Origin of the sequence: Stenotrophomonas sp. UBA7606 (genome assembly GCF_002477705.1) — a bacterium.
Lineage (GTDB): Bacteria > Pseudomonadota > Gammaproteobacteria > Xanthomonadales > Xanthomonadaceae > Stenotrophomonas.
The window spans coordinates 1-22,593 of sequence record NZ_DLJW01000084.1 but is presented as its reverse complement, the minus strand read 5'-3'; the positions used below and the strand labels follow the sequence as shown (position 1 = coordinate 22,593).

20 protein-coding genes are annotated in these 22,593 nt (G+C 65.8%); 4 read left to right on the top strand and 16 right to left on the bottom strand.

Going from position 1 to position 22,593, the window contains the following annotated elements; genetic code table 11:
* Positions 1–101 precede the first annotated feature (101 nt).
* From B2527_RS10655 to B2527_RS10620, 8 genes are all read right to left on the bottom strand, one after another.
* Positions 102–1,106, bottom strand: coding sequence for a diguanylate cyclase domain-containing protein (locus tag B2527_RS10655; protein WP_293711767.1), 1,005 nt, complete (start codon positions 1,104–1,106; stop codon positions 102–104).
* A complete protein-coding gene (locus B2527_RS10650) occupies positions 1,097–1,678 on the bottom strand; it encodes a chemotaxis protein CheB (protein WP_293711764.1) in 582 nt (193 codons plus the stop codon). The genes B2527_RS10655 and B2527_RS10650 overlap by 10 nt, the downstream gene beginning before the upstream one ends.
* Positions 1,675–2,541, bottom strand: coding sequence for a CheR family methyltransferase (locus B2527_RS10645; protein ID WP_293711761.1), 867 nt, complete (start codon positions 2,539–2,541; stop codon positions 1,675–1,677). Before B2527_RS10645 ends, B2527_RS10650 begins: the two co-directional genes overlap by 4 nt.
* Complete coding sequence (locus B2527_RS10640; protein WP_293711758.1) at positions 2,526–6,128, bottom strand: response regulator; 3,603 nt, start codon at positions 6,126–6,128, stop codon at positions 2,526–2,528. The genes B2527_RS10645 and B2527_RS10640 overlap by 16 nt, the downstream gene beginning before the upstream one ends.
* A gap of 102 nt (positions 6,129–6,230) precedes the next feature.
* A complete protein-coding gene (tatC, locus tag B2527_RS10635; protein ID WP_293711755.1) occupies positions 6,231–6,980 on the bottom strand; it encodes a twin-arginine translocase subunit TatC in 750 nt (249 codons plus the stop codon).
* Positions 6,977–7,441, bottom strand: coding sequence for a Sec-independent protein translocase protein TatB (gene tatB / locus B2527_RS10630; RefSeq protein ID WP_293711752.1), 465 nt, complete (start codon positions 7,439–7,441; stop codon positions 6,977–6,979). Before tatB ends, tatC begins: the two co-directional genes overlap by 4 nt.
* A 15-nt stretch (positions 7,442–7,456) precedes the next feature.
* Complete coding sequence (tatA, locus tag B2527_RS10625) at positions 7,457–7,684, bottom strand: Sec-independent protein translocase subunit TatA (RefSeq protein ID WP_293711749.1); 228 nt, start codon at positions 7,682–7,684, stop codon at positions 7,457–7,459.
* Positions 7,685–7,757: 73 nt separating this feature from the next.
* Positions 7,758–8,657, bottom strand: a complete 900-nt coding sequence (locus B2527_RS10620; RefSeq protein ID WP_293711746.1) for a lipid-binding SYLF domain-containing protein — start codon at positions 8,655–8,657, stop codon at positions 7,758–7,760.
* Positions 8,658–8,812: 155 nt separating this feature from the next.
* Here B2527_RS10620 and hemH point away from each other — a divergent pair, with 155 nt between their 5' ends.
* The 3 genes from hemH (at position 8,813) to B2527_RS10605 (ending at position 12,764) form a co-directional block, all read left to right on the top strand.
* Positions 8,813–9,775 carry a ferrochelatase gene (gene hemH, locus B2527_RS10615; RefSeq protein ID WP_293711743.1) on the top strand — a complete coding sequence of 321 codons (963 nt, stop codon included), beginning with the start codon at positions 8,813–8,815 and terminating at the stop codon, positions 9,773–9,775.
* A complete protein-coding gene (locus B2527_RS10610) occupies positions 9,772–10,641 on the top strand; it encodes an alpha/beta fold hydrolase (RefSeq protein ID WP_293711740.1) in 870 nt (289 codons plus the stop codon). Before hemH ends, B2527_RS10610 begins: the two co-directional genes overlap by 4 nt.
* A gap of 314 nt (positions 10,642–10,955) precedes the next feature.
* On the top strand, positions 10,956–12,764 hold the full coding sequence (locus tag B2527_RS10605; RefSeq protein ID WP_293711738.1) for a methyl-accepting chemotaxis protein: 1,809 nt from the start codon (positions 10,956–10,958) through the stop codon (positions 12,762–12,764).
* Between the two features lie 387 nt (positions 12,765–13,151).
* Here the strand turns inward: B2527_RS10605 and B2527_RS10600 are convergent, their stop codons facing one another.
* Positions 13,152–13,862, bottom strand: a complete 711-nt coding sequence (locus B2527_RS10600) for a pirin family protein (protein WP_293711736.1) — start codon at positions 13,860–13,862, stop codon at positions 13,152–13,154.
* Between the two features lie 139 nt (positions 13,863–14,001).
* Between B2527_RS10600 and B2527_RS10595 the strand changes: the two genes are divergently transcribed.
* Complete coding sequence (locus B2527_RS10595) at positions 14,002–14,916, top strand: LysR family transcriptional regulator (RefSeq protein ID WP_293711733.1); 915 nt, start codon at positions 14,002–14,004, stop codon at positions 14,914–14,916.
* Between the two features lie 49 nt (positions 14,917–14,965).
* On the opposite strand, the gene B2527_RS10590 is transcribed toward B2527_RS10595, so the two are convergent.
* From B2527_RS10590 to B2527_RS10560, 7 genes are all read right to left on the bottom strand, one after another.
* Positions 14,966–15,697 (bottom strand): outer membrane beta-barrel protein, encoded by a 732-nt coding sequence (locus tag B2527_RS10590; RefSeq protein ID WP_293711730.1) that lies wholly within the window; start codon positions 15,695–15,697, stop codon positions 14,966–14,968.
* A gap of 237 nt (positions 15,698–15,934) precedes the next feature.
* A complete protein-coding gene (locus tag B2527_RS10585) occupies positions 15,935–17,119 on the bottom strand; it encodes a GDSL-type esterase/lipase family protein (RefSeq protein WP_293711727.1) in 1,185 nt (394 codons plus the stop codon).
* 354 nt (positions 17,120–17,473) lie between these two features.
* Positions 17,474–18,112, bottom strand: coding sequence for an RpiB/LacA/LacB family sugar-phosphate isomerase (locus B2527_RS10580; protein ID WP_293711724.1), 639 nt, complete (start codon positions 18,110–18,112; stop codon positions 17,474–17,476).
* 418 nt (positions 18,113–18,530) lie between these two features.
* On the bottom strand, positions 18,531–19,286 hold the full coding sequence (kduD, locus tag B2527_RS10575) for a 2-dehydro-3-deoxy-D-gluconate 5-dehydrogenase KduD (protein WP_293711722.1): 756 nt from the start codon (positions 19,284–19,286) through the stop codon (positions 18,531–18,533).
* Between the two features lie 219 nt (positions 19,287–19,505).
* Positions 19,506–20,564, bottom strand: coding sequence for a LacI family DNA-binding transcriptional regulator (locus B2527_RS10570; RefSeq protein ID WP_293711807.1), 1,059 nt, complete (start codon positions 20,562–20,564; stop codon positions 19,506–19,508).
* A 42-nt stretch (positions 20,565–20,606) separates the two neighbouring features.
* Positions 20,607–22,184 carry a family 43 glycosylhydrolase gene (locus tag B2527_RS10565; protein WP_414717068.1) on the bottom strand — a complete coding sequence of 526 codons (1,578 nt, stop codon included), beginning with the start codon at positions 22,182–22,184 and terminating at the stop codon, positions 20,607–20,609.
* Between the two features lie 88 nt (positions 22,185–22,272).
* A partial coding sequence (locus B2527_RS10560) for a TRAP transporter large permease subunit (protein ID WP_293711716.1) occupies positions 22,273–22,593 on the bottom strand: 321 nt, incomplete at its 5' end.

Below are 22,593 nucleotides of genomic sequence, written 5' to 3'. Positions count from 1 at the left end.
AGGGACCAGGAGCGAGGAACGAGTAAATGCAACAGCGCGCGAACTGCCGCTTTGCTGTTGCTCTCACTCGTTTCTGGTTCCCAACGTCTAGTTCCTGCCTTCTAGCTCCTGGCTTCTTCCCGGCTGCGCTTGGTCAGGTACATGGCCTGGTCGGCGGCATGCAGCAGCGCATCGACTTCCGCACCATCGGCCGGATAGGCCGCTACGCCAACACTGGCACTGATCGCCAAGGTGACTTCCTCGCCATCGCGCAGGTAATACAGCGGGGCCTGCAGGGCGCGCGCCACCCGCTCCAGCAGGCGGTGGGCGTCGTCGATGTTGTCCAGCTCCTCCAGCACCAGGGCGAACTCGTCGCCGCCGAGGCGGGCGACCGTGTCGTTCTCGCGCAGGGTGCCACGCAGACGCGCGGCCAGCTCCACCAGCAACGAATCGCCGGCGCCGTGGCCCCAGGTGTCGTTGACCTCCTTGAAGCGGTCCACATCCACATACACCAGGGCGAAGATGCCACCGTTGCGCTGCGCGCGATGGTGCGCGCTCTCCAGCCGGTCCATGAACAAGGCACGGTTGGGCAGGCCGGTGAGCATGTCGTGCATGGCCAGGTGGCGCATTTCCTGCTCCATCTGCTTGCGCTGCTCGACCTCGATCTCCAGCTGCCGGTTGCGCTCGGACAACTCGCTCAATGCATCGCGCAGTGCCACGCGGTGGCGGTACAACTCCAGGAACACCTGCACCTTGGACAGCAGAATGGTCGCTTCCAGCGGCTTGGCCATGTAATCGACCGCGCCGAAACCATAGCCCTTGAGGCGGTGCACGTCGTCGGCATAGGTGGCGGTGACGAAAATGATCGGGGTCTGCCGGGTGGTTTCTTCCTGCGACAGGATCTCGGCTACTTCAAAGCCGTTGATGTCCGGCATGTAGACGTCCAGCAGCACCAGGGCGAACTCGTCGTCCAGGGTTGCCTTGAGCGCATCGTTGCCCGATGCGGCCTCCACCACATCCACGTCCAGCTTGGCCAATACCCGACGGATCACCAGCAGATTGGCCGGATTGTCATCCACCGCCAGGATCTTCGGGCGCTGCAGGGCGGGTGGCTTGGCTACGAACATAAGGCTTCCAGCAAAAAGGAAATTTCGGGCAAGGGCAGACAATGGTCGGCGCCGGCCAGTTCCAGTGCAGCGGCCGGCATCACCGGCACCTGCGCTGTTTCCGGGTCCTGCACGATCAGTGTGCCACCACAACGCCGCACGCGCGCGCAGCCCTCGGCGCCATCGGAATTGGCACCGGTCAGCAACACGGCAATGAGGTGTTCCCCCCATACTTCGGCCGCGGACTCGAACAGGACGTCGATCGAAGGGCGGGAAAAAGCCACCCGGGGATCCACGCTCAGCGCAAAACGGCCATTGCGCTCCATCAGCAGATGATAGCCCGAGGGCGCAACATAAATGTGATGAGGTTCCGGTTGCTGCCGCTCCTCGGCCTCGACCACCGACAGACCACTGCGGCTGGCCAGCAGCTCGCAGAACACCCGCATGTCTTCCGAGCCACTGTGGCAGACCACCACCATCGGCACCGGCAAAGGCCCGGCAAACGCACCCAGCAACTGGTGCAGGGCGGACAGGCCACCGGCCGAGCAGCCCACCACGATGGCATGTGGCGGCAACCCGGAGGCGGTTTTCACAGCAAGCCACCGGCGTTGCGATAGAGCCGCAGCTCAGCGTCCAGCGGGGCAAAATCGCGCGCGCTGGGGGCGAAGCGGATCGATTCGCGGTTGCCCAGGCACAGGAAGCCGCCGCGGCTGAGGCTGTTGCGGAACAGGCCCAGCACCCGGTCCTGCAGCGCATCGGAGAAATAGATCAGCACATTGCGGCACAGGATCAGCTGCGCCTCGCAGAAGACCCCGTCGCAGACCAGATTGTGGTTGGCAAAGGTGACCCGGTCGCGCAAACGGGCATCCAGCTTCATGAAGTCGTAGCGGGCATGGTAGTAGTCCGAGAGCGTGTGGCGGCCACCGGCCGCCAGGTAATTCTCCGAATACAGCCTTGCATCACGGATCGGGAAAATACCTTCCTGGGCCTTGGCCAGGGCCTCGTCGCTGAAATCGGTGGCGTAGATCTGGCAGCGGTCGTACAGGCCCGCCTCCTTGAGCAGGATGGCCAGCGAGTAGACCTCCTGGCCATGCGCGCAACCAGCCTGCCAGATATTGATCTGCGGGTAGGAGGCCAGCACCGGGAACACTTCGTCGCGCAGCTTCCGGAACACCGCCGGGTTGCGGAACATCTCCGACACCGGCACCGACAGCTTGGCAATCACCTGCGGCACCATCTCATCGTCGCGCAGCACGCGCGCGGTGAGTTCGCCCACATGCGCCACGTCCAGGGTCTGCACCAGCTGCAGCACCCGCCGCTTCAATGATGACGGCGCGTAGCCACTGAAGTCATAGCCGTGGCGTCGCGACATGGCATGGATGAAGGCATCCACCTCGATGTCGTCGATCTCGTCACGGCTGGGTGGCGGGGTGATCGGGCCTACTTTTGAAGCCATACGCGCATCATCGACAGCAACTTGTCCAGGTCCACCGGTTTGGTGAGGTAATCATTGGCGCCGGCGTCCAGGCACTTGTCGCGGTCGCCATGCATGGCCTTGGCGGTGACCGCGATGATCGGCAGGTTGGCCCATTCGGCGCGCTTGCGGATCTCGCGGGTGGTTTCGTAGCCGTCCATGCCCGGCATCATGATGTCCATCAGCACCAGTTCGATGGCGGGGTTTTCTTCCAGCTGCTGCAGTGCCTTGTAGCCATCCTGCGCCATCAGCACGTTGACCCCGCGGGCGCGCAGCGACTTGGACAGGGCAAACAGGTTGCGCATGTCGTCATCGACCAGCAACACCTGGCGCCCGCCCAGGTTCTGGTCGTCGGACGGAGTGGCGTTGGCACCGCGCGAGCCGATGCTGTGCAGGAACAGGCTTACCTCGTCGAGCAGGCGTTCGGGCGAACGCTGGCCCTTGATCACGATGCTGTCGGTGTACTGGCGCAGCTTCAGGCTTTCCTCGCGGCTGAGGTCCTGGCCGGAATAGATCACCACCGGCGGCACCGCCACCAGCGTGGCGGCCTTCTCCAGGAACTCGATGCCGGAAATGCCGCCCAGGTTGAGGTCCAGCACGATGCAGTCGTAGCTGTGGGTGGCAATGCGCTCCAGTGCCTCCTCGCCGGAAGCGACCTGGTCGATCTCGACGTTGTCGGCCTGCAGCAGGCGTGTCAGCGCCAGCCGTGAATCGTGGTCGTCGTCGACCAGCAGCAGCTTGCGCACGATCTTGCCGGCCACATCCAGCAGGTGGTCGAAGGCGGCGATCAACGCCTTGCGGTCCACCGGCTTGGTCAGGTAACCCACCGCGCCCAGCGCCACGCCCTTGGCGGCTTCGTCCACGGCCGAGATGAAGTGCACCGGGATGGCGGCCGTCACCGGGTCGTGCTTGAGGTGCTGCAGCACCGACCAGCCGTCCATGCCCGGCAGCATCACGTCCAGCAGGATACCGGTGGGGCGGAACCGGCGTGCCAGTTCCAGGCCACTTTCGCCGTCGGCCGCGGCCAGCGCGCGGTGGCCCTTGCGGCGGATCAGGTCGACCAGGATACGGGCGAACGCCGGATCGTCCTCGATGGTCAGGATCACCGTTTCGCCGGCGGCAACGGCATGGCGATCGTCGGGGATCCAGTCAATGAGCTGGGCAGTGGCAGCGCGCGCCGGGCCCGGCGTCGGCGCCGGCCGCGTCGTCACAGGCAAGGCCTCCTCGGCCTTGATGCCATGGGCGGCGGCCGACAGGATCGGCAGCACCAGAGTGAAGCAGCTGCCCTTGTCCTGCTCGCTGTCCACCACCAGCTGGCCACCCAGCAGCTGTGCCAGGCGGCGGGCAATGGCCAGCCCCAGGCCACTGCCACCGTAATGCCGGCTGGTGCTGGAGTCGACCTGCTCGAAGGCCTCGAAGATGGAATCCAGGCGTTCCTCGGGAATACCGATGCCGGTATCGCGCACCGCCAGTGCCAGGTGCTGCTCGTCCGCGGCCGCGCCGATGCGGGTCAGCAAGGCGTTGTCAGCCATGCCCAGTTGCAGCGTCACCTTGCCCTCGCGGGTGAACTTGAAGGCGTTGCCCAGCAGGTTGTTGAGCACCTGCTGCAGCTTGGAGCGATCGGTGACCACGGTTTCGGGCACGCTGTCGTCCAGGTCGATGACGAACTCCAGACGGTTTTCCACCGCCATATGGCGGAAGTGGCGCAGCACTTCGCGGGTGATCGCGTCCACCCGCACTTCCTCCCGGTGCACGTCCATCTTGCCGGCTTCGATCTTGGACAGGTCCAGGATGTCGTTGATCAACCGCAGCAGGTTGGAGCCGGAGTCGTGGATGACCGCGGCCGCTTCCACTTCCTCCACGTCCAGGTGCCCGCTTTCGTTCTCGGCCAGCTCCTTGGACAGGATCAGCAGGCTGTTGAGCGGCGTGCGCAGCTCATGCGACATGTTGGCCAGGAAGTCGGTCTTGTACTGGCTGGCGCGTGCAAGCTCCTGCGCCTTGAACTCGGTCTCGCGCTGCAGCACCTGCAGCACTTCCTTCTGTTCGTTGAGCACCTCGGTCTTCTGCCGCAGTTCCTCGTTGGAGGCCTGCAACTCCTCGGCCTGCACGCGCAGTTCTTCTTCGGAAGCGGACAGGCGCTGGGCCTGTTCTTCCAGCTCCACGGTCTTGCCCTGCAGCTCCTCGTTGGTGGCGCGCAGTTCTTCTTCCTGCGCCTGCAATGCAGTCTGCGAGCGCTGCAGCTCTTCGGCCTGGGCCCGGGTGTGGTCCAGCAGCAGCTGGGTCTCGTCGGCGCGGCGGATGTTGTCCAGCCCCAGCGCCACAGTCGGCAGCACGCTGTCGACAAAGGCTTCCTGGGTGGCGGTGAAATGGGCAAAGGTGCCGAATTCGAACACGCCCAGCAGGCGCCCCTTGAGCAACAGCGGCACCGCGACCAGGTTGCGCGGCTGCGCCTCGCCCAGTGCCGAGTGCACCCCGAAGAACTCGTCCGGCACCTGCTGCACGCTGATCCGCTTGCGCTCCAGTGCCGCCTGCCCGATCAGGCCATCGCCCAGGCCGTACTGCAGGCCCAGGTGCTTGCGCCGCTGGAAGCCGTAACTGCCCTGCAGGCGCAGCAGGTTCTCGCTTTCGTCCCATGCAAAGAACACGCCGATGGCGGCGTCGATGCGTGGCGCGATCTGCGACACCAGGGCCTGCGCGTATTCGTCCGGGGTCTGCGCGGTCTGCAGCTCTGCGCCCACCTCACCGACGCTGAGCTTGACCCAGTTGGCATCGCGCGAGGCCACCGAGTTGCGCCGGAACACCTCCAGCGCGCGGGCGATCTGGCCGATCTCGTCACCACGCCCCAGGCCGCTGATCTCCACGTCCAGGTCATCGTTGGACAGGCGCGTCATCTTGTCGGTGAGGCGGTTGATCGGGTTGACCACCAGCCGCGAGATCATCCACAAGGTGCCTACGATGATGACGAAGCCCAGCACCAGCAACACCAGCGAAATGGTGTGTGCACGGGCGATCCATGCGCTCATCTGGCCACGGTCGGCCAGCATCTGCGCAACCTCGGAATCGTAGATTTCGTTGAGCGCATCGGCCAATGTATTGCCCTGGCCGCCATTGCTCAGCGCATGCAGCTTTTCAACCTGGCTCAGTGGCACCGCATCTGCAGCGGGGCGCAGGACCGCGGTGACTTCGCTATCCCAGGTCCTTGCCTGCACCTGGGCCCGCCGCACCTGCTCGGCAACCGGGCTGGTACCGGCCGCGGCCAGCGCCGCAGCCAGTGCGTTGTCGCGCCGCTCGCTTTCCTTCGTCACGGTCTGCAGGTGGCCCTCGCCATCGCCTAGCAGGTAATTGCGGATGGCGATCTGCTGCAAGCGCACGGCCTGGATCGCATCCTCGACCTGGCGGATCACCTCGATCTGCACGCCCTCGTGGCGCCGCGCATCGTCGTCCTGGCCGGAGGTGCGATAACTCATCAGGCTGGTGGCCAGGAAGCACAGGAACACCAACGCAAATGCCGCCAGCATTTTCCCCAGCAGGGGCACGTTGTTGAGCCAATTGTCTTTTTGCTGCGTCATGCGGACGGTTCCCCTGGATGCGCCATGGCCCACCGGGAGCTACCCAGTGGCCTGTATCCGGAGAAAATAGCGCAGATTGCTGGCCTTCGCCCGCCTGATGAATCAGGGCGCGGCCGCTGTACCCCGGTCACGTGGCTGTAACCATCGCGCCGCATGGATGCCCAGTTCATAGAGGAAGCACATCGGTATCGCCAGCATCAGCTGCGAAACCACGTCCGGTGGGGTCAGTACCGCAGCCAGCACGAAGATGCCCACCACCGCATAGCCGCGCCCTTCGCGCAGTTGCTGCGGACTCACCCAACCCAGCAGCACCAGGATCACCATCGCCACCGGCAGCTCGAAACTGGCGCCGAAGGCAAAGAAGATGGCCAGCACGAAATCCAGGTAGGCATTGGCATCAGGCGTGATGGCGATCACATCCGGACGGAAGGTGGTGAGGAAGTGGAACACCGCCGGCAACACCAGGAAGTAGGCAAAGGCACAGCCGATGTAGAACAGCGCCACCGCCGAGCCCAGCAACGGCACCGCCAGGCGTTTCTCGCGCGCATACAGGCCAGGAGCGACAAATGCCCAGGCCTGGTAGAGCAACCACGGCACGGCAATGAACAGCGCGGCGAAGAAGGTCAGCTTCAGCGGCGCGAAGAAAGCGCCCGCCGGGTTGGTGGCGATCATCGACTGCCCGGCCGGCAGCTGCGAGATCAGCGGCGTGGCCAGATGCGTGTACAGGGTGCGCGAGAAAGGCATCAGTGCCAGCAGCACCACGCCCAGCCCCAGCAGCCCGCGTACCAGCCGCGCACGCAGCTCGATCAGGTGCTCGACCAGCGTGCTTTCGTTGAAGTCCTGCCCACTCACGGTTTGCGCTCCACGGCATCGGCAGGTGCATCGGCAGGCACCTGCAGGCTGTCGAACGGAATCGCGCGGTTATCGGCGCTGTTGTCGCCGCTATCAGCCGCGGTCGCCGCGTCGGTGGCTGCCGGCGGGATCGGGCGCGGCTCGATCACGCGCTCCGGTGCGGTTTCCGGCTGTTCCACTTCACGCTTGAAGGCATCGGCGCCGTCATGTACCTGCTGCGCCTGCTCACGCAGGCCGGCCTCGGCCTGCTGCATCGACTGCCGCACATCCTGCAGGTTGCGCTTGAGCTCCTCGGCATGCAGCTCGCGCTCGAGCTCCTGCTTCACCGAATCCCACTGGTTGCGCGCACGGCGTACCCACAACCCGGCAAAGCGCGCTGCCTTGGGCAGGCGTTCCGGGCCAAGGACCACCAGGGCCACCACTGCGATCAGCAGCAGTTCGCTGAAGCCGATATCAAACACGTCGAACGCCCGGAATCAGCGCGCGTCGCGATCGCGCTCGGCCTGCTTCTCGCCGCTCTTGTCGCCATCACGTGATTCGTCGCTCAGCTGTGCAGCCGGCTTGTCGTCATCACGCATGCCCTTCTTGAACTCTTTGACCGCACTGCCCAGATCCTTGGCACCGCTCGTCAACCGCTTGGTGCCGAACACCAGCAGCACGATGACCAGCACGACCAACCAGTGCCAGATGCTGAAACCGCCCATGATCTGCTCGCGTTATCTGTGTGGAGGTTGTTGAGCATAGCGCACCCGCCGGAACGGTTCGCTATGCCAAAGGTCAGTTGCCGCCATCCAGCGTTTCGGTGCGGATTTCACCTTCCGAAACAGGCTGGAAGCCCTGCTGGGGTGCCGTTTCGGCCGGCGCCGGCAGCATCGGTGCGGTGGTTGCGGTATCCGCGGCCGGTTGCACCGGCGCTGCCACATTGACCGCATCGGCGCGCGGTGCGGTGGAGGCCACCGGTGCCACGCCCCCCTGGGTGCCACGCTTCTCGCGCGCCGAGTAGGTGGATTCCTCCAGGCGATCACGGAAGCTGACCACGTCGCTGGACGGCGGCGCACTCAGCCGGCCTTCCAGGATCATGCGCGGGGTGGTGTTGGGGCCATAGGCGTCGAGATTGGCCTCGTCGTCGATCTGCAGCACCGCACCGTCCAGCGCGACGCCCGCAAACAGGCCGCGGGCGCGTGACCAGGACCATATCTCGGCCTTCAGCTGGCCGTCGGTGGCAGCGGCGGCACTGCGCCCGACCGGGCCGGCGGCCACGCCAGCATCGGCGCCCAGGGTGAATTTGCCGTTGACGATGTTGTCCAGGCTGCGGTCGTTGCGGAACACCAGGATCACGTCCGAGGATTGCACGCCCGCCTGGAAGCCGATGCTGCCACCGGTGAGCTTGACGAAGACCGGGTTGGACCAGCTGCCATCGGCGGCCTTGACCGACATCAGGCCGTGTCCGCGGCGCCCGCCAATCACCAGGCCAGCCTTGATCGTGTCGGGAATGACCAGGATCGCGCGGCCTTCATCCAGCAACTTGTCGGGAATGGCCTGCTCGGGGATGTTCTGGATCTCGTTGAGCACGCGCACGGCGTTGCGGGCACGCTGGTCTTCCTGGGGACCGGCAACGGCGTTGGCGGACAACAGGCCGGCAGACAACAGCAGAACAAGGCACGGCAGGCGGCGCATGGTGAACTCCGTAGGTCGATACACAGGAAGATAAAGCAAGTACCTGAAATTATGGGCACCGCTCTGAATCTGTAGTGAGCGGGGGAGCGCCCGGCTATCGCTGGAATAGGAACAATGACGTCGCCGTGGGCGCAGCCACCTGCGAGAATATGGCCATGTCCAACGCCCCCACCACCGCGTTGCTCGCGGTCAATCTAGGTACGCCGGATACCCCCACCGCCCCCGCGGTACGTCGCTATCTCGCTGAATTTCTTGGCGATCCGCGCGTGGTGTCCATTCCCCCGCTGCTGTGGAAGCCGCTGTTGCATGGGCTGATCCTGCCCCTGCGCGCAGGCCGATCGGCACATAAATACGCCCAGGTCTGGTTGCCGGACGGCTCGCCGCTGGCGGTCTACACGCGCCAACTGGCCGCGGGCCTGCAGGCACAGCTGCCGCACTGGCGGGTGCGCGAGGCCATGCGCTACGGCCAACCCGCGCTGCTGCCTGCGCTGGACGCGTTGGCTGCCGAGGGCATGCAGCGCATCGTGGTGCTGCCGCTCTATCCGCAGTACTCCACCACCACCACCGCCTCGATCGAGGACCAGGTGCAGCTGTGGCAAGCCCGCAACCCGGGCGTGCGGGTGCAGACCATCCGCGACTACGCCGAGCACCCGCAGTGGGTGGCGGCGGTGGCCAGCTCCATTGCCGGCTACTGGCAGGCGCATGGCCGCGGCGGCAAGCTGCTGTTCTCCTTCCACGGCATCCCGCAACGCCTTGCCGACGCCGGCGACCCCTACCCGCAGCGCTGTGAAGCCAGCGCCCGCGCCATTGCCGCGGCACTGGGCCTGGCCGACGACGATTGGGAGCTGGCCTATCAATCGCGCTTTGGCCGCGAGCGCTGGCTGCAGCCCTATGCCGAACCGCGCCTGTGGGAACTGGCACAGAGCGGCATCAAGACCCTCGACGTGGTCTGTCCCGGCTTTGCCACCGACTGCCTGGAAACCCTGGAGGAGGTGGAGATGGGCTTCACCGCCACCCTTGCCGAGCGCGGTGCACGCATGCGCTACATCCCCTGCCTCAATGCCAGCGACGCGCACGCCAGCGCCCTGGCCCAGCTGGCCCAGGCGCAGTCGCAGTGAGTGCCAACGCAATTCCGTTCGAGCTGGACTGCGACGGCCTGCGGGTGGCCGGCCTGCGCGCCGGCAAACCCGGTGGCCTGAAGGTGCTGGCCCTGCATGGCTGGTTGGACAACGCGGCCAGTTTCCTGCCCCTGGCCGAGCACCTGCCGGGCCTGGACCTGGTGATGGTCGACCTGCCCGGCCACGGCCTCAGCGCCCACCTGCCGTTGACCACGCCCTATACCGCACCCAATGCCATCGTGCAGACACTGGCCATCGCCGATGCCCTGGGCTGGCAGCGCTTCGTGTTGCTTGGCCACTCGATGGGTGCGGCCATCGCCAGCCTGGTGGCGGCGGTGGCCCGCGAGCGGGTGCAGGGGCTGGTGTCGATCGAGGCCCTGGGCGGACTGAGCGCACCGGCCGGTGAGACCGTGCAGCGCCTGCGCGGCTACGTGGACGCCATGCTCAAGCTGGGCGACAAGCAGCTGCGGGTTTTCCCCGACCTGGCCGCACCGGTACGCGCGCGGATGATGGTCAACCAGCTCGGTGAGGCCTCGGCACGGCTGCTGATCGAGCGCGGGGTCAAGCCAGTGGAGGGAGGCTGGAGCTGGCGCAGCGATCCCCGCCTGATGCTGCCCACGGCAGTTCGCATGACCGACGAACAGGTCTGCGACGTGATCAGCGCCATCCAGTGCCCGGTGCAGGTGATCTACGCCACCCCGGCACAGGCGTACTTTCCGGAACCACAGCGCAGCCGCCGTGCGGCCCTGCTGGCCGATGGCCGCCTGCACACCCTGCCTGGCCACCACCATGTGCACATGGACCAGGCCGCGGAGGTTGCCGTGGTGATCGGGAATTTCATCGCCGGTTTGCCCGACGGCGACTGAACAGGCCACCGCGCGGTTCAGGACCACCGCGCGCGGCCGATAACCGGTTTACAGCCGTTATCGAGATGAAGTCCCGCAGCCCCGCAACGGGTGCTGTGCGCCCCACCACCGCATGTTCCCCGCCCCCACCCCAGCGACCGGTGCCAGCACCGGATCGCGCCTGCGCGCCACTTGCCGGCACCGGACTGCCACGGCGCTCCCATCGCGCGCCGCAGCCCGGCCGTGCCGGGATGAACGCGCAGATCATGCCGCTGGCCGGGCGGCCATTTTCATCGCTCCCCCTTCCTGCCGTTGCCGCTGAACCGGAGTCCACGATGTCGCCACACCCGCTTTCCCAACCGCCTTCGCCTGCCGGCTCACCGTCACGTCCCCTTGCCCGCCAGCTGTTGCCGGTGGCGCTGCCGCTGACGGCACTGTGGGTCGGCCTCGGGCTGTGGACCGGGCAATGGCTGCCGGTATTGGCGGCCGGTGTACCGGCAGTGATGGTGCTGGCCTGGCAGTTGCATCGCCAGCAACAGGCATTGGGCGCACCGCCCCTCACCCTGCACGCACTTGCCTCGGTGATCGGCACCGGCGTCGGCGGCGACGGCAGCACGCGCTACGCTGCGGGCAGCCTGGCCGGCAAGCTGCAGCAGGTGCAGGCGCAGTTGCAACAACGCCAGCAGCAGGAGCAGGCCCTGCACGAGGAGAACATCCAGATCCGTGCCTCGCTGGATGCCTCGCGCACCGGCATGATGATTGCCGACAACGATCACATCATCCGCTACGTCAACCGCTCGGTGGTGGCGTTGCTGCGCAACCAGCAGCAGACCCTGCGTCAGGCGTTCCCGGATTTCGACGTGGACACGCTGGTCGGCAGCAGCATCCACCGCTTCCATGCCAACCCGGTGCGCATCCGCGCCCTGCTCGACCAGCTCAGCAGCCAGCATATCGGCCGCGTGCAGATCGGGCCGGTGCATTTCAGCCAGGTAGTCACGCCGGTGTTCCACGCCGATGGCAGCCGCAGCGGCTTTGCCGTGGAGTGGCATGACCGCACCCACGAGCTGCTGCTGGAAAACAGCGTGGCCGATATCGTTGCCGCCGCCACCGCCGGCGACCTGGAACAGCGCCTGGCACCGGTGGCGGAACCGGGCTTCATCCAGTCGCTGACCCTGGGCATCAACCAGTTGCTGGACACCGTCACCCGTACCAGCGGCGAACTGCGCGGCATGCTGGCCGCGCTGGCCGCAGGCAACCTGGACCATCGCATGCAAGGCAGCTATGCGGGTGATTTCGAGGCGATGAAGCAGGATGCCAACCTCACTGCCGAGCGCCTGGCCAGCATCGTCGAACAGATCCAGCACTGTTCCCAGGCCATCACCACCGCCGCACGCGAGATTGCCAGCGGCAACGACGACCTGTCGCGCCGCACCGAGCAGCAGGCCGCCAGCCTGGAGGAAACCGCCGCGTCCATGGAAGAGCTCACCTCGACCGTGCGGGAGAATGCGGACTCCGCCCGTCATGCCAACCAGCTGGCGATTGGCGCGGCCGATGTCGCCGCACGCGGAGGCGAGGTGGTCCACCATGTTGTGGACACCATGCGCGCCATCGAACAGTCCTCGCAGCGCATCGCCGAAATCATCAGCGTGATCGACGGCATCGCCTTCCAGACCAACATCCTGGCCTTGAACGCCGCGGTGGAAGCTGCGCGCGCCGGTGAGCAGGGCCGCGGCTTTGCGGTGGTGGCATCGGAAGTGCGCACGCTGGCACAGCGCTCGGCCACCGCCGCGCAGGAGATCAAGGCGCTGATAAGTGATTCGGTGGACAAGGTAGGCAACGGCACCCGCCTGGTTGGCGAAGCTGGCAGCACAATGGACGAGATCGTCCGCTCGGTACGCCAGGTCACCGAGATCATGGCGCGCATCGCTGCCGCCTCGCAGGAACAGTCCGCCGGCATCGAGCAGGTCAACCACACCGTGGTGCAGATGGACGAAACCACCCAGCAGAACGCCGCGCTGGTGGAAGAAGCCAGCGCGGCGGCACGGTCCATGGAGCAACAGGCCGATGCCCTGGCCAGTGCTGTCTCGGTGTTCCGCTACAGCGGGAGCAACGTGCCAGCTGTACAGCTGCAGCGCTACGGTTGAGCCCGGCCGGCGGCCTGCTCCAGTAGCTGTGCCGCGAACCGGTGAATCCCTGGCCGCGCCGGGCATACGCCCGGCAGCGCGCCTGCGTTACACGAGGGCGGTGAGCCCGACGGTCTGCGCCTTGTGTGCGCGTCCAACATCATCGGCACCGCATTGGACATGAAGCACGCGTTCCGTGCGGTGCGTCCAGGTAACAGTGCCGACCACGGCGGCTCGGTGGCCAATATCGCCTCGTCCGCTGCCGGCCATGCCGGCACCTGATCAGCGGTGGACCGCATCCAGGCGTGTTTGTGCGCGCAACCGGCAGACGACAAAGGCGCGAAAAATCGCGCCTTCGCCGCTCAAGGGTCAGATCAGGCTGGATCCAGAAGCCGACCCCGGCTCTGCTTACTGCAGGGCCGCCGTATCGACCAGCACCAGCTCCGAGTCTTCCAGCGCGGTGATGCGGATGCTGTCCACGCCGGTGATGGCGGCGCCATCGCGGGCCTCCAGCAGCACACCGTCCACTTCCACCTTGCCGGTGTTCGGCACCAGGTAGCCGTGGCGGCTGGAATCAGTGAAGCGGTACTCGGTGCTCTCGCCGGCCTTCAGGGTGGCACCGGAAACACGTGCATTGGCACGGATCGGCAGGGCATCGTCATCGCCCGCCATGCCGCTGGCCAAGGTGATGAAGCGGCCCGAGCGCTCGCCCTTGGGGAAGGGCTTGGTGCCCCAGGACGGCTTGCCACCGCGCTGGTCGGGGAAGATCCAGATCTGGAAGATGCGGGTGACACCCGGCTCCAGATTGTATTCGGCATGACGGATGCCGGTGCCGGCGCTCATCACCTGCACGTCGCCGGCCTCGGTACGGCCCTGGTTGCCCTGGTCGTCCTTGTGGCTGATGGCGCCCTCACGCACATAGGTGATGATTTCCATCTCGGCGTGCGGGTGCGGCGGGAAGCCGGTGCCGGGCTGGATGGTGTCGTCATTCCAGACCCGCATCGCGCCCCAGTTCATGCGCTTGGGGTCGTGGTACTCGGCAAAGGAAAAATGGTGCTTGGCATCGAGCCAACCATGATTGGCTCCACCAAGGCTGGCAAACGGGCGACGTTCAATCATGGCGTTCTCCTGGTGCGGGTGGGGTTTCGATGGGGGCCAGTCTAGGCTTGGGCTTGCATGTTGAGAATGGAAACAATGGAAATTCTTTCATTCCATATGTGACATGATTGAGCCTCATCCCCTGCCCAGCGTGCCCCGCATGAACCGCCTGCCTGACCTGGAAGCCTGGGCCATCTTTGCCAAGGTGGCCGAAGCCGGCTCGTTTGCCCGCGCCGCCGAAGAACTGCAGTTGTCACAGGCCACGGTGTCCAAGGCCATCACCCGCTTGGAGACACGCATCGGTACCAGCCTGTTCCACCGCACCTCGCGGCGCATGTCGCTGACCGCCGCTGGCGAGGCCGCACTGGAACGCGCGTCGCGCATCCTTGACGAAGGCGAGGCGGTGGAGGCCGAAGTGGCCGATCGCTCGGCGGCGCTGCGCGGCCTCATCCGGCTGGCGGCACCGATGTCGTTCGGGGTGTCGCGGCTGGCGCCGCTGCTGCCCGGCTTCATGCTGGACCATCCCGATGTCGAACTGGACCTGCAGCTCAGCGACGGCATGGTGGACCTTGTCGCCGAGCGCTTCGACATGGCACTGCGCATCTCCACCCTGGCCGACTCCAGCCTGCGTGCCCGCCGCCTGTGCCAGGTGCGCATCCTGCTGGTGGGGGCGCCGTCCTACTTCCAGCAGCATGGCCGGCCGGAACACCCGCGCGACCTGGCCCGGCACCGCGGCTTCCAGTACAGCTATACCCGTGGCGGCAACACCTGGCGCTTCCGCCACCCGCGCCACGGCGAGTTCGCGCAGACCGTACCGCGCCAATTGCAGGCCAATAACGCTGAGGTCTTCGATGCCGCCCTGCAGGCCGGGCTGGGGCTGGCCCTGCAGCCGGAGTTCCTGGTCTGGGAACAGCTGCGGGACGGCACGCTGCAGACCGCGCTGGACGACTGGAAGGTGGAGCCGCTGGCACTGAACATCATCACCCCACCCGGCCTGCACCGGCCGGCGCGGGTGCAGGCACTGATCGACTACCTGGCCCTGCGCCTGGAGAAGGAGCCATGGGCAGTGGCCTGAGGACCTGCGCCACCGGTGCGGGCACCTGGGCCTTCACCGGCATCAGTGCTCAGAAGCGGACTTCGGCGCCGAGGGTGACAGTGTCGGCACGATTGATGTCGTACTCATCGTCGCCGTAGTAGCTGTCCACCGCATAGGTGTAGCCGGTGTACATCAGCTGCAGGTTGAAGTGGCGACCCAGATCCACGCCTACGCCCAGACTGCCGTAGGCACCGTCGGCGGTGACCTTGCGGTCCCAGCCGTCCCGGCTACGGGCATGCCAGTAACCCAACCGGGCAACACCGAACCACGGGCTGTTGCCGAAGTTGAAGCGCGCGTTGGCGCCGATGGTGTTGAACTTGACCTCGGGAATTCCGTAGTCGCGCCAGGTGGTTTCGTCCAGCCGACCAGCGCCCAGCTCGATACCAACCTGGCTGTAGTCACCGGCCTGCCAGCGATAGCCGGCGCTGACCGCTACCGCACGCTGGTCGACATCCTCATAGACCCAGCCGCTGCCTCCCTGCACACCCACGAAAAGCCCGCCATTCGGCGCCGGCTTGGGCGCCGGGCGCGTGGCATAGGGCGCAGCAGCGGTCTGGTAAGCCGGCTGCGGCAGCGCTGCAGGCTGCGGGTCGGTCGCCTGCGGTGGTGCAGCCGGAGCCTGCCCGGCATTGGCCGCAGGCGCGGCCTGCTGCCCGGTCTGCTGGGCACGGTAGGCCTTCCAGCCAGGTATCGACTGCGCCTGTGCCGGCGCAGCACTGAGCAACAAAACGGATACGGCAACTGCCGTCAACTTGTTCATGAGCATTCCCTTGAAGTGATACGGAACATCCTTGGTGCATTCCGCAGGAGTTGCCGTGCACATGGCACCTGCCGGCGCCCGCATCACTTGCCCGCAGCCTTCCCGATCCCCGGCCAACTGCCGACGGAATCCGCGCTACGTGCCCCCCTGTGGGCGGCACATTGCGGGCAGCAGGAAGGGCTGTCAACTGTCCCGCAGATCCGACCTTGCCTGTCGCCAAGGCCATACGGAACAGGCTCAGCGTGCGCCGGCTGCCGCCGGATACGCCAGCATCACCACCAGGTCCTCTTCGCCGCTCTGCTGCAGGGCGTGGGTGCTGCCGCTACGGGTCAGCAGGGCGTGGCCCGGGCCGACTTCGTACTGCGTGCCATCAAGCACGTACAGACCACGCCCGCTGACGATGTAATAGATCTCGTCCTTGTGCTGCGGATGCAGGCCGATGCCGGCGCCCTTGTGCAGCACGCGCTTGCGCATGACGAAGGGTAGATCGCTTACGTCGGCAAAGAACGAGTAGGCGGTGGTCGGTCCGGCGCCGCCGTGTGGGCCCGGTTGCTGGCGACCGATGTCCTGCTCGCGGATGACCTGCGAGCCGTGCGTATTGCCGGCTTGCGCTTTTGCGCTGGCAACCGCCGGGGCGGCGGCGCTGGGCGTGGCGGCTACCGCACCCTGCCCTGCCCCTATCGCACCGCAGTCGATATCGCGCTTGAGCGTGGGTTTGAGCTGCGGCGTGATCCCGACCCAGCCACGCATCACCAGGCACGCCACCGCGGTTGCGCCGGCCACGCTGAAGTGGGTGCCGTCAGCCTTGTTCTGCTCGGGCACGAACATGAAATAGGGCTTGGCGCCCTGCTCGCCCAGCGCGCGTATCCATGCCATCGAGCTGGCGTTGAGGTCGATCAGCTGTACGTTCTGTTCCGTGGCCACCTGCTTCATCGCCTGCGTGTAGCGGCCGTGCGTATCCAGCAGCGCACCGAAGTCATAGAGCAGGCGCGCCACCGGCGTGATCAGGATGGGCGTTGCGCCTTTCGCGCGTGCGCTGGCGATGTAGCGTGAGAGGAATGCCGGGTAGTCACTGTCCGGATCGGTGTAACGCGTGGCGTCTTCCTGCTTGGCATCGTTGTGGCCGAACTGGATCAGCAGCACGTCGCCGGGCTGCAATTCCTTTTCGATCGCGGCAAGCCGACCTTCGTTGATGAAGCTGCGGGTGCTGCGGCCGCCGACGGCGTGGTTGCGTACCTGCCATTGGCTTTCATCGAGCCAGCTCTGCAACACCTGGCCCCAGCCGGCTTGTGGCGCACGCTCCGGGCCATAGCTGGCTGCCGTGGAGTCTGCGGCGATGAAGACGCGGTGGGTGGGTTCGTTGGCGTGGGCGCTGGAAAAGAGAGCGCAAAGGACGATGAGGAAAAGCGCTGGGATCTTCATGCTCTGCTGTGTGCCTTGAAACCACTTTCCCCTTGCGGGGAGGAGTTGGGGGAGAGGAGACGCGATCGAAGATCGCTGGCTTGATGGGTTCCAGCACCAGGAAGCATGCGTGCGATGCACGCCTTCCCTCTTCCGCCCCTTCGGGGCACCTGCATTCGGCACATCCATGTGCCTCACACTGCGGGCGGCTTCGCCGTGCAACCCGGCAATCCTGCCGGGTTGTCATTCCGCAAGGGGAGAAGGGCCGGTATCCGGCATTACAAATGCGTCGTCGAGTGCATCGATATCCGCAAACAACAAAGGCGCCCGCAGGCGCCCTTGTCTGCCCGCAAGGGCGCTACCGCATGCGTGGGCTTACTTGCCCAGCACACTCTTCACGTAAGCGACGATGGCGTCGTCCTTGGCATTGTCGAAGAACGCCTTCTGGAAGCGCTCGCCGCCGACAGCCTGCTTGACCAGTTCCTGGTCGATGGACTTCAGGCCTTCAACGAAGTCCTTCGAAGCGCCCTGCTTGACCTGCGCCAGGATGCCGGCGTTGGCCATCTGCGATTCCTTGCGCTCGGCCGGGTAACCCTGGCCGCGCTCACCGGCAAATGCCTTCTCGAAGATGTAGCGGATGTTGATTTCCGCGCCCCAGCCAAAGCCCTTGGCGAACGGCAGGGCCAGCGCATTGCCGCTGTTGACCTGGGCGAACAGGAAGGCGTCGGTCGGCTCGATGCAGTAGCCGCAGAACACGCCCGGCCATGCATTGAGCGACATCATCGCGCCCTGCCCGGTGCCGCAACCGGCCACCACGAAGTCCACGGCCTTGGCGTTGAGCAGCAGCGCTGCGCAGATGCCCAGGTGGATGTAGGTCAGGCGGTGATCGTTGTCACCGTCCATGCCGACGTTGAACACGTCGTGGCCCTGTGCAGCGGCGACGGTGTTGAGCTGTTCCAGCACCACCGGGTTCTTGGCGGCCTGGCTGAACTCCTGCATCAATGCGATTTTCATTGCGTGACTCTCGATTAGGGGGAAACGTTGTTGTTGATGGGGTGGAGCAAGAGCTCCCCTCATCCGCCCCGTCGGGGCACCTTCTCCCGCATGCGGGAGAAGGGAAATTTGTGCTGCTCGCGACTGCAGCTTGGCTGCCTGCGCTCGCTATCGCTTTGGCTGTCGCATCTGCCTTTGCCTTTGCATCTGCCTTTGCATCTGCCTTTGCATCTGCCTTTGCTTTGGCCTTTGCTTTGGCCTTTGCTTCGGCTGTTGCTTCGACTGTTGCTTCGGCTTCGGCTGTTGCTTCTGCTCCTGCCTCGGCTCTTGCTTTCCCCTCTCCCGCACGCGGGAGAGGGGTAGGGGTGAGGGCGCTTCTGGCTTTTCAGCTTTACGCTTCGTACCTGCCTTTCAGCTTCCGCCTCACCACCTTCGATCCTTAACGCGCCAACCAGCCACCATCGACCGGAATGATCGCGCCGTTGACGTAATCCGACGCGCTCGAGGCCAGGAACACCGCGGTGCCGCCCAGGTCTTCCGGCTTGCCCCAGCGGCCGGCCGGAATGCGGTCCAGGATCGCCTTGTTGCGGTCTTCGTCAGCACGCAGCTGTGCGGTGTTGTCGGTGGCCATGTAACCCGGGGCGATGGCGTTGATGGTCACGCCCTTGCCGGCCCACTCATTGGCCAGCAGGCGGGTGATGCCGGCGATGCCGCTCTTGGAAGCGGTATACGACGGCACCCGCACGCCGCCCTGGAAGGACAGCATCGAGGCGATGTTGATGATCTTGCCGCTGCCCTGGGCGATGAAATGCTTGCCGGCGGCCTGGCTCATGAAGAACGCGGACTTGATGTTGACGTTCATCACGTCGTCCCAGTCCTTCTCGCTGAAATCCACGGCATCGGCGCGACGGATCAGGCCGGCGTTGTTGACCAGGACGTCCAGGCGACCCAAGCCGGCAATGGTTTCGGCAACCACACGCTCAACCGGCTCGATGCTGATCAGGTTCGCTTCGATGTTGAGGAAGCGGCGGCCCAGTGCGCGCACCTTCTCGGCGGTCTCGTCGGCCGGGACGATGCCGGCGCCGGCAATGTCGGCACCGGCGGCGGCCAGCGCCAGCGCGATGCCCTGGCCCAGACCGGTATTGGCACCGGTTACCAGGGCGACCTTGCCTTCGAGACTGAATGGATTCGTCATGCTGTTCCTCTCCCAGAGCGGTAGTTCGATGGTGCTGTCAGCGGTTGGCGCCGCAGCGGTGCGATGGCGCCGGGTCAGGCCCGGTCAACACATCTGTCCAGTGGCCCGCCAGGTTTGCAGTGCGGGCCTGCCGGGCGATGATAGCCAATTATGGAAACCGGTGTCATTTTGCACTGCAAGATATCCGGTTTTCTTTGCAAAACAAAAACTTGGGTTTCTTCAGTCCTGCGGCGGCTGGCAGGAATCGCGCACGATCAGATGCGGGCGCACGCTGGCCAGGGGCAGGGCGTTCTTGCCCTCCGGCTGGATCAGCATGGCAGCCGCTGTTCTCCCGGTGTCACGGGTATTGCGACGCACCGAAGTCAGCGATGGCCACAGCCGCGAGGCCAGCGGGCTGTCGTCGTAACCGACCACCGACAACTCGCGCGGGATGTTGATGCCGGCGCGCATGGCCACCTTGTAGACGCCGGCCGCCATTTCGTCGTTACCGGTGAAGATGGCGGTGGGCCGCTGCTTGCCCAGCAGCAGCTTCTCGGCCGCGGCCACACCGGACTCAAAGGTGTAACCGGCCTCGATGATGCGCTCGCTGGGCAGCTCGATGCCGCGCCGCTGCAGGGCATCGATGAAGCCGGCGGTACGCTCGTGGGCCGAGCGGTAAGCGGTGGGGCCGGTGATCAGGGCGATATCGCGGTGGCCCAGCGACAGCAGGTAATCGGCCGCCTCGGCAGCACCGTCACGGTCGTGGGTGATCACCATCTGCGAGGTTTCATCCAGCGGCAGCGAGGCGATGCGGGTGAAGCGGCAGCCGATCTCGTCCAGCATGTCGGCCAGCGCCTGGTCTTCGGAGGCACGCGGCACCAGGATCACGCCGTGCAGCTTCTGCTGCTGCACGAAGCGCTTCACGCCCTCGATGTAGCCCGGGCTGCGGGTATCGCAGGGGTGCACCACCAGCTCGAAGCTGGAGCCACGCAGGGCGTCCAGTGCACCGTTCTGCATGTCCACCACGTATTGCGCGGTGGGGTTGTCGTAGACCATGCCGATCAGGAACGAGCGCCGGAACGCCAGCCCGCGGGCCAGCGGGTCGGGCGTGTAGCCGACCTCGCGCATCAGGGCCTCAACCTTGTCGCGGGTGTCTTTGCGCACCAGCGGCGAGTTGTTGATGATCCGCGAGACCGTCTTCTTGGAGACCCCCGACAGCCGCGCGATGTCGTTGATGGTGGCGGGCCGCCCCAGCGACTGGGGCGTGGCGGCGGCGTCGGCTTTCTTGCGCAAGGGCATGTCCTTGAAACCGTTCATTACGTGCATTCTATCGGGCCGCGCTCAATCCAGCGCGCGGTAGCGGAACTGGCGGAAATGCACCTTGCCATTGCCAGCGGCATAGATGGCCGGCTTCAGCGCAAGGAATTTCCCCGCCACATTGTGATGGTAGCCGGACACTTCCATCTGAACGGGGTACTTCTGCCAGCTGCTGCCATCCTTGGACGTGTGTACGGTGAGGATGTGACGGTTGTTGGTCACCCGCAGCCACAGCTTGCCACCGGTGGCGCTGGGCTGGGGCCGGGTGGGGCGCTCCTCGCCGTAGCGGTGCAGGATGAACTGCTCGCCGTTGCTGCCCACGCCGGCATACAGGCGGTCGCTGTAGAACAGCAGGGCGCCGCCGAAGGCACCCGGCTCGATGTCCATCTCCACCTCGAACTCATAGGCCACGTCGCCGGCAATAGCGGTCAGCGGCGAGGCATCGCGCGGGGTGCTGCCCTTGCCCTGCAGGGTCATGCCGTCACTGCCGAAGGACAGGCGCTGGTATTCCTCGCGGGTCGGGTTGAAGAACGACCACTGCGGGCCCAGCTTGCCGCCCTTGAAGTCATCGGACAGCGCCATGCCATGCGCCACGGCCTGGCCCGACGGCTTGGCCAGCGGCTGGCCGAGGTCGCCGCCCTTGGCGACAAACCAACCATCGTCGGTCCACTCGATCGGCTCCAGCAGCATCTGCCGGCCCAGCGTCCAATAACCGTTCTCGTACCCGTGGTACATCATCCAGGCGCGGCCATCGGTACCTTCGATCAGGGTGGCGTGGCCACGCGACCACCACGGCTCGTCACGATTCACGGTGCGGGTGATGGGGTTGTTGGGTGCGTTTTCCCACGGGCCATGGATCGACCGCGAGCGCGCGGTGATCACCATGTGCCCGGTCGGCGGGCCGGCGGTGCCGCCAACGGCGGTGGTCATGTAGTACCAGCCGTTGCGCTGGCTGATCTTCGGGCCTTCCTGGGCGTAGGCCTCCACGTCCCAGCTTTCCGGGTAACGCCAGCCGTCATAGACATGCCTGGGCGTGCCCACCACGCTCAGGCCGTCGTCGCTGATCTGTACATAGTCGCCACCGGACAGGAACAGGTAGCGCTTGCCGTCCTCGCCCACGGCATGGCCGGGGTCGATGTAGCCGGCCAGGCCCATGTCGATGGGCTCGCTCCACGGGCCCTTGATGTCGTCGGCCCAGACCACGAAGTTGCTGCGCGCCTCGGCGGTGCGGGCCGGGAAGTAGATGAAGTAGCGACCCTTGTGCTTGATGATGTCCGGCGCCCAGATCGCACCGACATTGGTGGTGATGGCGTGGCCCAGCGGCTGCCAGTTGACCAGATCGCGCGAGTGCCAGATCGGCAGACCCGGGTAGGCATCGAACGAGGACAGGGTGAGGTAGTAATCGTCACCGTCCTTGAGCACCGACGGGTCCGGGTGATCGCCGGCCAGGACCGGGTTGAGGTAGCTGCCATTGCCCAGGTCGGCCATGCGCTGGTGCTCGATGCCGCGCTTGGCGAGGACCGGTGCGTCGGCCGCCCAGGCCGGTGCGGCTGCCAGCAGGCATGCGGTGGCCAGCGCGGCCAGGGTACGGGTCACGTTCATCATCATCTCCACAGTGAAGGCGACCGGCGCAGGCGCCGTCGCGGTATCCAGGGCGTGGGCAGGCCGGGCCCGCCCACGCCGGTATCCATCAACTACGCAGCAGGGTGGGCAACCACAACGACATGCCCGGGAAGAAGGTCACCGCCAGCAGCACGGCCAGGCCGGCCAGCCAGAACGGCCAGATCGTCTTCATGCTCTCGGCCACGCTGATCTTGCCGATGGCGGTGCCGATGAACAGCACCGAGCCCACCGGCGGCGTGACCAGGCCCAGGCCACCGGTCAGCACCAGCACCAGGCCGAAGTGGATCGGGTCGATGCCATAGGCCTTGGCCACCGGCAGGAAGATCGGCGTGCAGATCAGGATCATCGGTGCCAGGTCCATGAAGGTACCCAGCAACAGCAGCATCAC